Source organism: Sphingomonas sp. MM-1 (genome assembly GCF_000347675.2).
Taxonomy (GTDB): domain Bacteria; phylum Pseudomonadota; class Alphaproteobacteria; order Sphingomonadales; family Sphingomonadaceae; genus Sphingomonas_E; species Sphingomonas_E fennica.
This window is the reverse complement of sequence record NC_020561.1, coordinates 1542824-1556543: the sequence shown is the minus strand read 5'-3', so window position 1 is coordinate 1556543 and position 13720 is coordinate 1542824. Positions and strand designations below refer to the sequence as shown.

General features: G+C 68.1%; 14 protein-coding genes and 1 tRNA gene. 9 read left to right on the top strand and 6 right to left on the bottom strand.

All coding sequences use genetic code 11. The features are described from left to right. Positions 1 to 2: 2 nt before the first annotated feature. The 5 genes from G432_RS07550 to G432_RS07530 are packed head-to-tail and all read right to left on the bottom strand — an operon-like array spanning position 3 to position 5006. On the bottom strand, positions 3 to 1277 hold the full coding sequence (locus tag G432_RS07550; RefSeq protein ID WP_015458233.1) for an AAA family ATPase: 1275 nt from the start codon (positions 1275 to 1277) through the stop codon (positions 3 to 5). Continuing rightward, positions 1277 to 1906, bottom strand: a complete 630-nt coding sequence (locus G432_RS07545) for a CpaD family pilus assembly protein (RefSeq protein ID WP_015458232.1) — start codon at positions 1904 to 1906, stop codon at positions 1277 to 1279. The genes G432_RS07550 and G432_RS07545 overlap by 1 nt, the downstream gene beginning before the upstream one ends. Before the next feature lie 23 nt (positions 1907 to 1929). Beyond that, entirely contained in the window at positions 1930 to 3483 is a 1554-nt protein-coding gene (locus G432_RS07540; RefSeq protein WP_015458231.1) for a type II and III secretion system protein family protein, read from the bottom strand. Position 3484: 1 nt separating this feature from the next. Beyond that, positions 3485 to 4498 carry a Flp pilus assembly protein CpaB gene (cpaB, locus tag G432_RS07535; protein ID WP_015458230.1) on the bottom strand — a complete coding sequence of 338 codons (1014 nt, stop codon included), beginning with the start codon at positions 4496 to 4498 and terminating at the stop codon, positions 3485 to 3487. A gap of 37 nt (positions 4499 to 4535) precedes the next feature. Next, positions 4536 to 5006, bottom strand: a complete 471-nt coding sequence (locus G432_RS07530) for an A24 family peptidase (protein WP_015458229.1) — start codon at positions 5004 to 5006, stop codon at positions 4536 to 4538. 47 nt (positions 5007 to 5053) lie between these two features. Here G432_RS07530 and G432_RS07525 point away from each other — a divergent pair, with 47 nt between their 5' ends. Both G432_RS07525 and G432_RS07520 read left to right on the top strand, forming a co-directional pair. Then, entirely contained in the window at positions 5054 to 6013 is a 960-nt protein-coding gene (locus tag G432_RS07525) for an alpha/beta fold hydrolase (protein ID WP_015458228.1), read from the top strand. Further along, the gene (locus tag G432_RS07520; RefSeq protein ID WP_015458227.1) at positions 6010 to 7107 is read left to right on the top strand and encodes an NAD(P)/FAD-dependent oxidoreductase; all 1098 of its coding nucleotides are present in this window, start codon (positions 6010 to 6012) and stop codon (positions 7105 to 7107) included. The genes G432_RS07525 and G432_RS07520 overlap by 4 nt, the downstream gene beginning before the upstream one ends. A gap of 3 nt (positions 7108 to 7110) precedes the next feature. On the opposite strand, the gene G432_RS22490 is transcribed toward G432_RS07520, so the two are convergent. Further along, complete coding sequence (locus G432_RS22490) at positions 7111 to 7284, bottom strand: YegP family protein (protein ID WP_015458226.1); 174 nt, start codon at positions 7282 to 7284, stop codon at positions 7111 to 7113. A gap of 153 nt (positions 7285 to 7437) precedes the next feature. Here G432_RS22490 and G432_RS07515 point away from each other — a divergent pair, with 153 nt between their 5' ends. From G432_RS07515 to G432_RS07485, 7 genes are all read left to right on the top strand, one after another. After that, on the top strand, positions 7438 to 8436 hold the full coding sequence (locus tag G432_RS07515; protein ID WP_015458225.1) for an NAD-dependent epimerase/dehydratase family protein: 999 nt from the start codon (positions 7438 to 7440) through the stop codon (positions 8434 to 8436). A 104-nt stretch (positions 8437 to 8540) separates the two neighbouring features. Further along, positions 8541 to 8987, top strand: coding sequence for a nuclear transport factor 2 family protein (locus tag G432_RS07510; protein ID WP_015458224.1), 447 nt, complete (start codon positions 8541 to 8543; stop codon positions 8985 to 8987). A 225-nt stretch (positions 8988 to 9212) separates the two neighbouring features. Further along, positions 9213 to 10109 (top strand): TIGR03619 family F420-dependent LLM class oxidoreductase, encoded by an 897-nt coding sequence (locus G432_RS07505; RefSeq protein ID WP_015458223.1) that lies wholly within the window; start codon positions 9213 to 9215, stop codon positions 10107 to 10109. A 22-nt stretch (positions 10110 to 10131) separates the two neighbouring features. Continuing rightward, positions 10132 to 10941 carry an SDR family NAD(P)-dependent oxidoreductase gene (locus G432_RS07500; protein ID WP_015458222.1) on the top strand — a complete coding sequence of 270 codons (810 nt, stop codon included), beginning with the start codon at positions 10132 to 10134 and terminating at the stop codon, positions 10939 to 10941. 5 nt (positions 10942 to 10946) lie between these two features. After that, positions 10947 to 12656, top strand: a complete 1710-nt coding sequence (locus tag G432_RS07495) for an FAD-binding protein (protein WP_015458221.1) — start codon at positions 10947 to 10949, stop codon at positions 12654 to 12656. Continuing rightward, positions 12653 to 13564, top strand: coding sequence for a TIGR03619 family F420-dependent LLM class oxidoreductase (locus G432_RS07490; RefSeq protein WP_015458220.1), 912 nt, complete (start codon positions 12653 to 12655; stop codon positions 13562 to 13564). Before G432_RS07495 ends, G432_RS07490 begins: the two co-directional genes overlap by 4 nt. Before the next feature lie 57 nt (positions 13565 to 13621). Beyond that, positions 13622 to 13696, top strand: a tRNA-Gln gene (locus tag G432_RS07485). The last annotated feature ends 24 nt before the right edge of the window (positions 13697 to 13720 follow it).

The window sequence follows — 13720 nt, the reverse complement described above, 5'->3', positions numbered from 1 at the left end:
GCTCAGCCCTGCTTCTGCTTCTTGGCGGGCAGCAGCGACTTGATGTCGCCCAGCTTGCCGAGCAGCGACTTGCCGGATGGCTGGTCGGCGGCTTCCTTGCCGTCGACCACCGCGATCAGGCGCGTGGCGATCTCGTTCACCATCGGGCCGATCTTGGCGGTCTTGCCGACCTCGGCGAGCGGCTTGCCCACCTTGGCGGCCTGCGCGGCCGTCTTCTGGTCGTAAGGCAGCACGAAATCCACGGCGCGCTCGATCGAGCTTTCGAAATCCTTGCGCGCGATTTCCGGCACGCCGACCGTGGGCACCCGATTGGCGACGAGGATGACCCGCGCCTGCGGGGCGTTGGACTTCAGCCAGGCGAGGATGCGGATCGTATCCCGCGTCGCGGCGAGGGTGAATTCCGTCACCACCAGCACCGCCTGCAGATCGTGGATCAGGTGCGGATGCTGGATCAGCATGGCGCGCGGCAGATCGACCACGGTGCATTCGAAGGCGGCGCGCAATTCCTCCTGCAACTGGTGGAAGGCCGATCCGTCGGACAGCAGCGGCTGGGTGATCGGCGCTTCGGCCGACAGCACGGCCAGTTTGTCATTGGCCTTCACCATCGCGCGTTCGATGAACAGGCCGTCGATGCGGCTGGGATTTTCGATGGCGTCGGTAAGGCCCCGGCCCGGTTCCAGATCGAGCGCGAGCGCGCCGGTGCCGAAATGGACGTCGAGATCGAGGAGCGCGGTGGTGCGGCCGGAGCGTTCGCCGAACAGCCAGGCGATCGAGGAGGCGAGGGTGGAGGCGCCGACGCCGCCGCGCACGCCGATCACGGCGGCGGAAAGATGCGGGCGATCGACCACCTGCTCGCCGCCGCGCGGGCCGGCCAGCGTCATCTGCGCCTGCGCGAAGGCATCGCGCAGCTGATCCGGATTGAACGGCTTCAGCAGATAATCCTGGATGCCGGAGGCGACGAGATCGCGATAGAGGCGGACATCGTTCACCTGGCCGGCGGCGATCACCACCGTGCCGGGCTCGCACACCTCGGCCAGCGAATTGATGTCGTTCAGCGGATCGCCCGATTCCGTCATGTCGACGAAGAGGATGCCGGGGCTGGCCGATACGGAGAGCGACTGGACGGCATTGCGCAGCCCGCCCTTGTTCACCTTTTCGGGCGCCCAGCCCATTTCGGCGACGACGAGGCGCAGCAGCTCGGCCGTGGCCTCGTCGCAGACGAAGGCGGAGAAGGGATCGCGTAGCGCGCTGCCGCGGGCGTGGAAGGGCGCGTTCATTATTTGCTGCCTTTCGTCGTCGATTCGGACTTGAGACCTTCGGCGCCCGTCGGGGCCTTCTGGCGGTAGGACTGGATCGCCTTGGTGACGCTGCGGGCATCGGAGCCGAACGCTTCCTGGCCGCGCACCAGATCCTCCGGATTGGCGACCATCGCCGCGAGGTTGGCGTTCACCGCGCAGCCATAGTTGGACATGGTGGACGCGGCGAATTCCGGCTGGGAGGGGCGGCTCCAGTTCGGGCAGCCCTGCACCTCGGCGCGGGACCGGCTGACGACGACGCGGATGGAGCCGGCGACGGGCGATCCCGGCATCACCGGTGCGGCATTGCCCAGCAGCATGCCGTGATCCGCGAGGATGGCGGCGATCGTCGCGCGGGCGCCCTCATGCCCATAAGGGGCCGGGTCGTCGAGCGCGATGCTGTCGCCATAGCCCAGCCGGAGCGCGGCGAACCAGGCGTCCAGCCGGCGCCCTTCGGCGCTATCGGGCGACGCCAGTCCATCGGCGTTCACGTCGAACACGTAATCGGCGCGGCTCACGACCGGCTGGTTCACCGATTCGACGCCGCGATTGACCGGTCCGCAGCCGGCGATCGCCAGCGAGAGCAGGCCGGTGGCAAGGATGTGACGCATGGTTCTGCCTTCCATCGCGGGCCTCAATTGAACGAGAAGCCGGGCGCGGGGGCCGCGGCGCTCTTGCGGGAGGAGCCCGTTGCCGAAGCGCCGGGGCGGACGGAGACGGCCGGGGCGGCGGGGTTGCCGCCGACGCCGGGCGCCACGGTGACGGGCGGCGTCTGCACCGGCCCCGGCCGCGGCTCGCCGCTCTTGCCCATGAAGGTCTGGGAGCCGAGCAGCCGTTCGGCATCGGTCGGCGCCTTGTGGCCGTCGGTCGGCAACCGCGCCTCGCTGGCGGAGGTCGGGCGCACCAGATAGGGGGTGACGATGATTACCAGCTCGGTCTCGTTGCGTTTGAACGAGTTGGAACGGAACAGCGCGCCCAGGATCGGCAGGTCACCCAGGAAGGGCGCCTTGTCGATGGAATTGTTGCTGGTGTTGGACAGCAGGCCGCCGATCATGAAGGCCTGGCCGGAGCCGAGCTCGACCGTGGTTTCCGCCCGCCGGGTGGTGAAGCCCGGAATGCTGAAATTGTTGAGCATCACCGAACCCGCCGCCGAAAGCTGCGACACTTCCGGCCGCACGCGCAACGATATGCGCCCGTCGGACAGCACGGTGGGCGTGAAGGCCAGGCTCACGCCATATTGCTTATATTCCACCGATACGGTGCCCAGCGCCTGGCTGATCGGGATCGGCACCTCGCCGCCCGCCAGGAAGCTGGCCGTCTCGCCCGAAAGCGCCGTCAGGTTGGGATTGGCGAGCGTGGTGACGAAACCGTCATTTTCCGCAAGATCCAGCGTGCCCAGCAGGTCCAGGCCCAGCAGGTGGCCCGCGAAGCCGAGCGTGGTGCCCGTGTCCTTGTAATTGAAGGTGTAAGATGTGCTGCCGATTGGAAGCCCGGAGGGATCGTCCGGCTTGGTGATGGTCGTGATCGTCCCCGGCTTGCCCTGGCCGATGCCGAACAGGAACCCGCCGGAGCTGTCGCGGCTCAGCAGGTTCATGCCCACGCTCTTCGCGAATTCGCGATTCACCTCGGCAATGCGGACCTGCAGGTTCACCTGCATCGGCGTGGCCGTCTTCAGCCGGCTGAAGACCTGCGTGTCCTTGCCGACGAAGGCCTGGACGAGCTGTTGCGCCTCCTCGACATCGCCCGGCGTGGCGACGGTGCCGGTCAGCAGCACCATCCCGTTCATCGGCATGGCGGCGATCTGCGCGTCGGGCATCGCCACCTTCAGCATCTGGCCGACGTTGGAGAAGTTCGCGCCGACGCGGACATTGGTGGAATAGACCACCTGGCCCGCCTTGTTGGTGGCGTAGACCGTGGTTTCGCCCGCGCCCTTGCCGAAGATGTAGAGCTGGGTGGGCGAGCGCACCTGCACGTCGGCGATGGAGTCATTGGCGACGAACAGGTCGGTCATCGGACCGGCGAGCTTCACCATCTGCCCGGTGCCGACCGAAAGCGTGATCCGATCGGTGGGCGCGGTGGCGGACGGCGCGGCCGCCAGCGGCGTCGCGTCGGCCAGCGCCAGCCCTGCGGCCAGCATGGCGGCCAGCGCCAGCCCCACCGCGTGGTGGCTGCTCTTCGAAATTAGCATCTTATTTCCCCCCCACGGGAACTTCGGTGACGGTGTTGCCGCGTGCGACGCGCACGACCGGCCCCGCGACGCGCGGCGCATAATTGCCGCCGGCGGAAGGCTGGCCGCCGGACTGCTGGCCGGAATCGGCCTTGGCGGGCACGGTGCGGCGCTGGAAGCGCGACACGTCGGCGCCGACGGTGACGGTGGTGTCGGTATCGATCGGCCGGTTGGCGATGGCGAGCAGCATCTGCTTTTCCGCCTTCGGATCGGCATTTTCGGGCACGCTCACCTCGCCCGCGGCGATGGCGCGCTCCAGTTCGGAGGTGTTGTCCGCGATCGAGCGGAGCGACAGCGAGAGCTGGCCGATCGTCTGCGCGACGGCGATCTTCTCGGCGATCTTGGGCGTCGCCTCGAGCGTGACGGTGGAGAAAGTGACGACCACCGTCTTGCCGTCATCGCCAACCTGATTGTCGGTGCGCTGGTCGGTCGCCAGCACCCGCAGATCGCGGATGATCGTTTCGGAGGCCTTGAGCGGCGGCCCGTCGCCCCCGCCCGTCACGTCCTGGGTCAGCACCAGATCGACGCGGTCGCCGGGGAAGACGAAGCCGGCGACGCCGGAGGAGGCGGAGACCGAGACGGTCACGGCGCGCATGCCCGGCCCCAGCGCGGCGGCCAGGAAGCCGCGATCGCCGGGCTTGACCAGCGATCCCTGGGTGATCGGGGCGCCGGCCGTGATCGGCACCCGCACCACCGTTCCGGTCAGCGAGGCGAGATCGCTCTGCCCCTTGATGAAATAGGCTTTCTCCACCAGGTCCTTCGGCCAGGGCTGGTAGCGGAAGCTGTCCGGTTCGATGATCGTGCCCACCGGCAGCGCGCGGGTGGCGACCAGCACTTCCGGGCCGGTCGGCTGCGGAGCGATGGCCGCAGCGGCTTGCGGCGCGGCGGCGCCGGTGAACATGGTCTTGGCCGCGAAGGCCGAAACACCTGCCAGGAGGAGCGCACCGATCAGCAGTGCAAGCTTCTTCACATCCATGACGCCCGTGATCCCTTCGGCCCTTTACGGTGCCCCGTCATGCAACGGGGGTGGTTAAGATATCGTTGGCCATCACCCACAGCGCCGCGAGGGAGATCGCGACGCCATAGGGGATTTCCGGCTGGCCTTCCGCGCGGCGGGCGCGGTGGAGGACGACCATCGCGATCGTCAGCACCCCGCCGATCAGCGCCATCGCCACCAGCATGCGCACCAGCGGCAGCGGCGGCAGCCACAGCGCCAGCGCCCCCAGCAGCTTCACGTCGCCCCCGCCCATCATGTTGAGCGCGAAGCAGCCCGCGAAGACGATGAAGACCAGCAGGGCGAGCCCCAGCTGGATTGCCATGCCCGGCCAGAGCGGCAGGCCCTGGGCCAGCCACCAGGCCGGCGCGCCGATGGCGATCGCGGCATTCAGCCAATTGGGGATGGTGCGCGCGGCGATGTCGCCCCACGCGGCGTAGAGCAGCCCTGCGGCCAGCGCGCCAAGGATGATGATTCCCGTTACCCCCATGGCCAAGAGGCTAGACGCGGACCCTTGCCAAACCGTAACCAGCGCCGATGGATGCGCCCCGGAATATCGACAGCGGCGGCCGGCGGAGCCTGCCCGTGGGGATGAGGATCGATTCCTGGCGGGCATCGGACGGCTGGGCGCTGCGCCGCTTCGACTGGCCGGCGCCCGCCGGCGGGGCCGCGCGCGGCAGCCTGCTGTTCCAGTCCGGCCGGGGCGACTTCATCGAGAAATATCTGCAGGCGATCGGCCACTGGCACGATCGCGGCTGGGCCGTCACCGGCTTCGACTGGCGCGGCCAGGGCGGATCGGGGCGATTCCTTGCCGATCCGGCCGTCGGCCATGCCGAAAGCTTCGATCGCTGGGTGGACGATCTGGACGGATTCGTGGCGGCATGGCTTGCCGGCACGCCCGGCCCGCATGTGCTGGTCGGCCATTCGATGGGCGGGCATCTCCTCCTCAGGCTGCTGGCGGAACGGCATCCGCAGGTCGATGCCGCCGTGCTGCTGGCGCCGATGCTGGGCTATGCCGCCGGGCCGCTGCCGGCCTGGGCCGTCCGCTGGATCGCGGGCGCGGCCTGCCGGCTGGGCCTTGCCGGGCGTGCGGCATGGACGGAAAGGCTGGGTGACGGCGACGGCCCCTCCCACCGGCAGCGCAACCTTACCCATGATCTTGCGCAATATGCGGACGAACTCTGGTGGCGGGATCGGCATCCCGAGCTTGCGCTGGGCGCGCCGAGCTGGGGGTGGCTGCGCGCCGGGGCCGAATCGATGGCGGCGCTGGCCGCGCCCGGCATGCTGGAAGGCGTGGCGACGCCGACGCTGATCCTGGGGACGCCCACGGACCGGCTGGTCGATGCGCGCGCGATCGCCAGGGCCGCCGCCCGCATGCCGGATGCCGAGCTGCGCTGGTTCCCGGCGGCCGCGCATGAGCTGCTGCGCGAGCGGGACGATATCCGCCGGGCCGCGTTGGGGATGATCGACGCTTTCCTCGCGGAGCATGCGCGATGATCCGGGCCGATATCGCAATCGTCGGCGCGGGCATGGCGGGCGCGTCGCTCGCCGCCGAAGTCGGCGGCGGGGGAAGACGGGTGGTGCTGATCGAGGCGGAAAGCCGCCCCGGCTATCATGCGACCGGCCGGTCGGCCGCCTTCTGGTCGGAAACCTATGGCGGGCCGGCGGTGCAGCCGCTGACCACGGCATCGGGCGCCTACCTCTGGAACGGCGGTTTTCTCCGGGATCGCGGCGCGCTGCATATCGCCGACGGGGAGGGCGCGGCCGAGCTTGCGCGCATGGCGGCGGCGTTCGCGGGCACCGGCGTCGCGCTGGACCCGGTGGATCGCGCTGGGCTCGCGGCCGTCCTGCCCGGCCTCGCGCCCGGCTGGGACGCGGGGCTTGCCGAACCGACCTGCGCCGATATCGACGTGGCGGCGCTGCATGCCGATTATCTGGCGCGGGCGCGCCGCGCGGGCACAATCTTGCTGGCCGATGCCGCCGTCCAGGCGATGGACCGGGAGCAGGGCGGCTGGCGGATCGAAACCCGCGCCGGGCCCGTGCTGGCCGATATCGTCATCAATGCGGCGGGCGCCTGGGCGACGGACGTGGCGGCGATGGCCGGCGCCCGGCGAATCGCGATCACACCCTTCCGGCGCACCATGGTGCAGATCGCGATCGATCCGCCGGCCTCCGCCGATCTGCCGCTGGTGATCGACGCGCTCGGCCGATTCTATTTCAAGCCGGAAGCGGGCGGGCGGCTATGGCTCTCGCCGCATGACGAGGTGCCGAGCGCGCCCTGCGACGCCGCGCCGGAGGAGATCGACGTCGCGGTGGCGATCGATCGCTTCGAGCGGTTGGGCATCGGCCGCGTGCTGGCGCGGGAGCATGCCTGGGCGGGCCTGCGCAGCTTCGCGCCCGATCGCGCGCCGGTCTACGGCTTCGATGATCGCGCGCCCGGTTTCTTCTGGTTCGCAGGGCAGGGCGGGTTCGGCATTCAGACGGCACCGGCGGCGGCATGGCTGGGTGCGGCGCTGCTCACCGGCGGCGCCGTTCCCGATGCCGTGCACGCTATCGATGCGGAGCGTTATTCCCCCGCCCGGTTCGGCTGAGGATCAGGATTCCTCGACCACTTCGGCGCTGGCCGAATTCTTCACATTCTCGATGCATTTGAGCGCGGAGGCCTTGGCGGAATAGCCCTCGCTCGCGGTCGCCAGGATGTTGCCGTTGGCATGCACGAGCCGCCAGCGATATTCGCCGGCCTTGTCCTTGTAGACGGTGAACTTCATGGATTTCGTCCTCCCGAAGTCTATGGCCGAGGCCATCGGCCGGATCGTTACGGCGCGGGCACAGTATCGCGAATATCCCGCCTGTCCAACCGGCTGGTTGCGCCCGCGCCCGTCCCGTCCCTAGAAGGGGCGAAGCTTTGGGACGGAGCGGCGATGACGATATTGATCACGGGTGCGGCGGGCTTCATCGGCCAGCAGGTGGCGGCCCGGCTGCTGGCGCGCGGCGATCGCGTGATCGGCATCGACAATCTCAACGATTATTATCCGGTAGCGCTGAAGCGCGCTCGGATCGCCGATCTCGAAACCCGCTTCGGCGATGCCTTCCGTTTCGCCCAGATCGACTTCGCCGATCATGAGGCGCTGGCGCGCGCGCTGGCGGGGGCGGCGATATCGGGCATCGTCCATCTCGGCGCGCAGGCGGGCGTGCGCTATTCGATCGAAAATCCGCGCGCTTATGCCCAGTCCAATCTGGTCGGCCACCTCAACATGCTGGAGGTGGCGCGCGAGCGGCCCGGCGTGCCGATGGTCTATGCCTCCTCCTCCTCGGTCTATGGCGCGAACGAAAGCCTGCCCTTCCGGGTCGAGGACCGGGTGGACCACCCCGTCTCGCTCTATGCCGCGACCAAGAAGGCGGACGAGCTGATGAGCGAGACCTACGCCCATCTCTATCGCATCCCGCTCACCGGCCTGCGCTTCTTCACCGTTTACGGGCCGTGGGGGCGGCCGGACATGGCGGTGTGGCTGTTCACCCGCGCCATTCTGGCGGGCGATCCGATCCGCGTGTTCAACGGCGGCGATATGCGGCGTGACTTCACCTATATCGACGATATCGTGACCGGGGTGGTCGCTTCGCTGGACAATCCGCCGCCCGACGATGGCCAGGCCAAGGCCGGGGGCAGCCGCGCGCCGCACCGCCTCTACAATATCGGCAATCACCGCTCGGAGGAATTGGGCCGCCTGATCGACGTGATCGAGGCGGCATGCGGCCGCCCCGCGATCCGCGATTACCAGCCGATGCAGCCGGGCGACGTCAAGGAAACCTACGCGGACATCTCGGCCATCCGCGACGATCTCGGCTATGCGCCGACCACGCCGATCGATGTCGGCGTGCCGCGCTTCGTCGATTGGTATCGCGCCTATCACTCTATCTGATTAGGGCCATTCATTCGGCGGCGATCGGGCCATATGCGGCCCGGGGCGCTTGCCTTGGCGGGCATCGGCCGGAAGATGGCGGGAAACGAAAAGGGATGCCCGCCATGACCGATACGCAGGAACAGGATCGCGCCGCGATCCGCGCGCTCGTCGAAAACTACACCATCTTCGGCGATGCCGGTGACGAGGCGGGCTTCGCCGGCCTGTTCACCGAGGATGCGGTGATCGTCACCCCGTTCAACCGGATGGAAGGGCTGGCGAGCATCCGCACCATTCCCGCGATGCTGGGCCAGATGTTCGCGCGCACGCTGCATCAGGTCACGTCCCAGGCCGTGACGGTCGTGGGCGACAGCGCATCCGGCGAGACCAAGAGCTACGCCAACCACATCACCGTCAATGCCGACGGCACGGCCACCAACGACATGTGGGCGATCCGCTATCAGGATGCGTTCCGCCGCGAGGACGGCCGCTGGAAGATCGCGGCGCGCACGCTGCTGATCGACTGGACGGAGCTGAAGGCGGTGAAGCCCGGCAACGGCATCACCGGCTGATCCCGCGGGGCTTGGCGGGGATGCCCGAATTGACGGATCGGGCCATCGCTTTCCGCAAACTGGCGTCCCTTCTTTTTCGCAAGCCGCCTCTCCTCTAGACCCTCGACGACAAAAGCCGCATCGTTCGGATGTCGGAAGTGCGCAAAGGCGCATGCCGGGGGAGAGGCGCATGGAAAAGATCAGAAGGCCGCTGACGCGATCCCGCGATGCGGGCGGGGTGCGGCCATGAAGTTCTGGCTGGTGCTGATGGGCGTGGCCGAGGTGGACCAACTCGTGCCGCTCGCCCAGCATGCGGAGGCCTGCGGCTTCCACGGCGTCACGGTTGCGGACCATCTCGTCATGCCGACGAAATTCGCGACCAAATATCCCTATTCGGAAAATGGCGAATGGTTCTGGCCGATCGAGACGCCCTGGCCCGATCCCTGGGTCACGCTGGGCGTGATCGGCGGGGCCACATCGCGGATCAAGCTCGCCACCAACATCTATCTCGCGGCGTTGCGCGATCCCTTCACCGCCGCGCGCGCCATATCGGCCGTGGATGCCTTCGCGCCCGGCCGCGTGCTGTGCGGCGTATCGGCCGGCTGGCTGAAGGAGGAATATGATGCGGTCGGCGTGCCGTTCGAGACGCGCGGCAAGCGGCTGGACGAGCTGATCGCGGTGATGCGCAAGTTGTGGACCGGCGAAAGCGTGAGCCACGCGGGGGATATCTTCCAGTTCAGCGACGTGCTGATGCGGCCCGCGCCGGCATCGCCCATCCCCGTGCTGTGCGGCGGTTCCTCGCCGCCCGCATTGCGCCGCGCCGCGCGCAACGACGGCTGGCTCGGCCTGCCGATGACGCTGGCGGACAATGTCGCCATCGTCGAACGGATGCTCGCGCTTCGCGCCGAGCAGGGCCTGCCGCGCGAAGGCTTCACGCCGATCCTGTCGCTGGCCGAGCCGCTGACCCCGGACGCGGTGGCGGCGCTGGATGCGGTGGGCGGCCATCTTTCGGCCATGCCCTGGCTGCCGACGCCGTGGGATGTCGAACGCTTCACCGACGACGGCGCCGACTTCCGCGAGCTGCAGGTCAAGAAGGATGCGATCAGCCGCTATGCCGAGCGCGTGATCGCCCGGGCGAATTGAAACGAACGCAGGAGAAACAAGGATGAGCAAGGATTTTCCCGAAGGCGCGGTGATGGTGTTCGGCGGCAGCGGCGGCATCGGCCAGGGCGTCGCCGTGGAATTCGGCAGCGGCGGCATCGGCCAGGGCGTCGCCGTGGAATTCGCGAAGTCGGGCACGGACGTCGCCATCTGCTACCGGTCCAAGAAGGACGTGGCGGAAAAGACGGCGGAGGCGATCCGCGCGCATGGCGTGAAGGCGTCGATCCACCAGGTCGACGTGCGGGACAAGGCGCAGGTCGAGGCCGCCGTGGCCGCCGCCGCCAAGGAACATGGCCGCGTCCATTCGATGGTGTGGGGTGCCGGGCCGCTGGTGCCGCAGATCCACATCGCCGAATGGACCCAGGATCATTATCGCAACGCCATCGAGGTCGAGGTGTTCGGCTTCTTCACCGCATCGCAGGTGCTGATCGAGCATTTCCGCGCGAATGGTGGCGGTTCCTTCGTCCATCTTGGTTCGGCCGGGCATGATTGGTGGCCGGCGATGGACGGGCTTTCGGTGGCGCCCAAGGCGGCCAACGAAGCGCTGATCAAGGGCATCGCCAAGGAAGAAGGCAAATATGAGATCCGCGCCAATTCGGTGCTGGTCGGCGTGATCGACGCAGGCATGTTCCACGAACTGACCAAGCAGGGGGTGTTCGACGAAGCCTGGGTGAAGGAGACCCACAAGCTGTTGGCGCTGAAGCGCTGGGGCCAGCCGGAGGATATCGGCCAGGCGGCGGTGTTCTTCGCATCGAACCGCGCCCGTTACGTCACCGGGCAGACGATCTCGGTTTCGGGCGGCTTCGGGGTCTGATCGGAATGGCGGTCGCGGCGAAGGCGCAGGAAGTCGGCCTGGATGTCGAGGATCCGTTGATCCTCGACGACGTCTCCTCCCACGCATGGGATGAGGAGGCCGATCTGGTGATCGCCGGCCTCGGCGGGGCCGGCGTCGCCGCCGCGGTGGAGGCGCTGGAACGCGGCGTCTCCGTCATCGCCGTCGATCGCTATGAAGGCGGCGGGTCTACCGCCGCCAATGGCGGCATCTTCTATGCGGGCGGCGGCACGGTGATCCAGAAGGAAGCCGGCGAGGACGACAGCCCCGAGGAGATGTACAAATATCTCAAGATGGAGGCGGGCGAGGTCGTCGCCGATTCCACGCTGCGCAAGTTCGTCGACGAAAGCGTTTCCACGGTCGACTGGCTGCTCCACCATGGCGGCAAGCTCAACAGCGCGGTGTGGAAGAAGAAGGCGAGCTATCCGCCGCTCGATCGCTTCCTCTACCACCCCGATAATTCGCTGGTCGCCCGCTACCGCAAGGTGGCGAAGCCCGCGGCGCGCGGCCACCGCGCCCATATCGCCAACGGCAAGAAGGCATGGGGCGTCGGCATCGGCATCTACAATCCCCTGCGCGATTCCGCGCTCCGGCTGGGACTGAAGTTCCGCCCGCTCACCGAGGCGCGGCAGCTCGCCATCGATGCCTCGGGCCGGGTCGTTGGCCTCAAGGTGCTCTCGATCCCGCCGGGATCGAAGGATGCGGCCGCCTTCACCAAATATATCCGCCGGGCCAACCATTTCCTGGCGATGCTGCCGCCGTCCATACCCTTTGCCGCGATCACCATCGGCATCGGCAACCATTATCTGAAGAAGGCGATGCGCATCGAGGCGCACGGCCGCGAAACCCGCTGGATTCGGGCGAGGGAAGGCGTGCTGCTTTCCACCGGCGGCTTCATCATGAACCCGAAGATGGTGCAGCGTTATGCCCCGGCCTATGCGGCGGGCATGCCCAACGGCACGCTGGGCGATCAGGGATCGGGCATCGTCATGGGGATGACGGCCGGCGGATCGACCGCGCTGATGGGCAAGGTTTCCGCCTGGCGCTTCATCAACCCGCCCAAGGCCTGGTCCGACGCGATCGTCGTCAATGCCAAGGGCGAACGCTTCGTCGACGAGACCGTCTATGGCGCGACGATGGGCGAGCATATCGTCGATCATCATGGCGGCACCGGCTGGCTGATCTATGATGCCGCCGCGCGCAAGCAGGCCTTCCGCCAGGCCTTCGATCCGGTGCTGGTGCCCTTCCAGCGCGATGTGACGCTGCTCAACCTGCTGTTCAACTACAAGAAGGCGCCGACGCTGGCGGCGCTGGCCGATCGCATCGGCGTGGATCGCGATGCGCTGGCGGCGACGGTCGCGCGCTACAACCGCGCGGCGGCGGGCCAGGAGCCGGACCCCTTCGAGAAGGAGCCGGAGGACATGCAGCCGATCGCCACCGGGCCGTTCTACGCGATGGACATCTCGATCGCGAGCCGCTTCCTGCCGCTGCCCGTCATCACCTTCGGCGGCCTGCGCGTGGAGGAGAATACGGGGCAGGTGCTGGATGGCGAGGGCAGGCCGATCCCCGGCCTCTACGCCGCCGGCCGCACGGCGGTGGGCATCGCCTCGCAGACCTATGTCTCCGGCCTGTCCTATGCGGATTGCGTCTTTTCCGGCCGCCGCGCGGCGCGCCACATCGCGAAGGCAAATATATGAAGCGCGACATCCGCGTCAGCCTGGGTCTGATCGGCCTCGAAACCCTGTTCGGCGGCGATATCCGCGCCGCGATCGATTGGCTGGCGGTGGCGGAGGAGATGGGCATCGACGGGGTGACGCTGACCGATCATGTCGTGATGGGCGAGGCGCTGGAAAATTATCCCTACGGCCCCTTTCCCATGCCGCTCGACTGGCCGTGGTGGGAACCGATCGCGCTGCTTTCCGCCATCGCCCAGGCGACCAAGAGGGTGCGGCTGCAGACGGCGATCCTCATCTCGCCGCTGCGCCCGGCTGTGCTGCTGGCCAAGCAGCTCGCCACGCTGGACGTGCTGTCGGGCGGGCGCGTCTCGATCGGCCTCGGCGTCGGCTGGCAGAAGGAGGAATATGAGGCGAGCGGCGTGCCGTGGGAGGGGCGCTTCGGGTTGATGATCGAGCAGATCGAGGTGGCCCGCGCGCTGTGGCGCGATGCGCCGGCCGCCTATCATGGCAGGACGGTCAGCTTCGATCGCATCCACAGCCGGCCCTTCCCGGTGCAGCAGCGCATTCCGATCATGCTCGGCATCGCGCCCAGCGAACGCAACGTCGCGCGCATCGCCGACCATGCCGATGGCTGGCTGCCGATCCAGGCGGACGTGCCCTCGATCGCCGAAGGCATTGCCCGGCTGCGCGATGCCTTCGCGGAACGCGGCCGCGATCCCGCCAGCCTGATGGTCCGCGCCGTGCCGCGCGCGGCGAAGGGCGACAATGGCCGTCCCGACATGGACCGCACGCTCGATAACGCCCGCGCGATGGTGGAAGCCGGCGTCACCGAGATCGAGCTCTTCCCCCTCCACTTCGCCCGCGACCGCGCCGGAGCGGAGGCGCTGGCCGAAAAGCTGGCCGCCTTCAAGGCATCGCTCACCCCCTGATCGAACCCCCCTTCCCAGACCGCGATCGCCCGCTATAAGGGCGCCCGCTTGTGATGCTGGGGCGTCGCCAAGTGGTAAGGCACCGGTTTTTGGTACCGGCATTCGCAGGTTCGAATCCTGCCGCCCCAGCCAGGTTGATCATCGCTTTATTTCAGG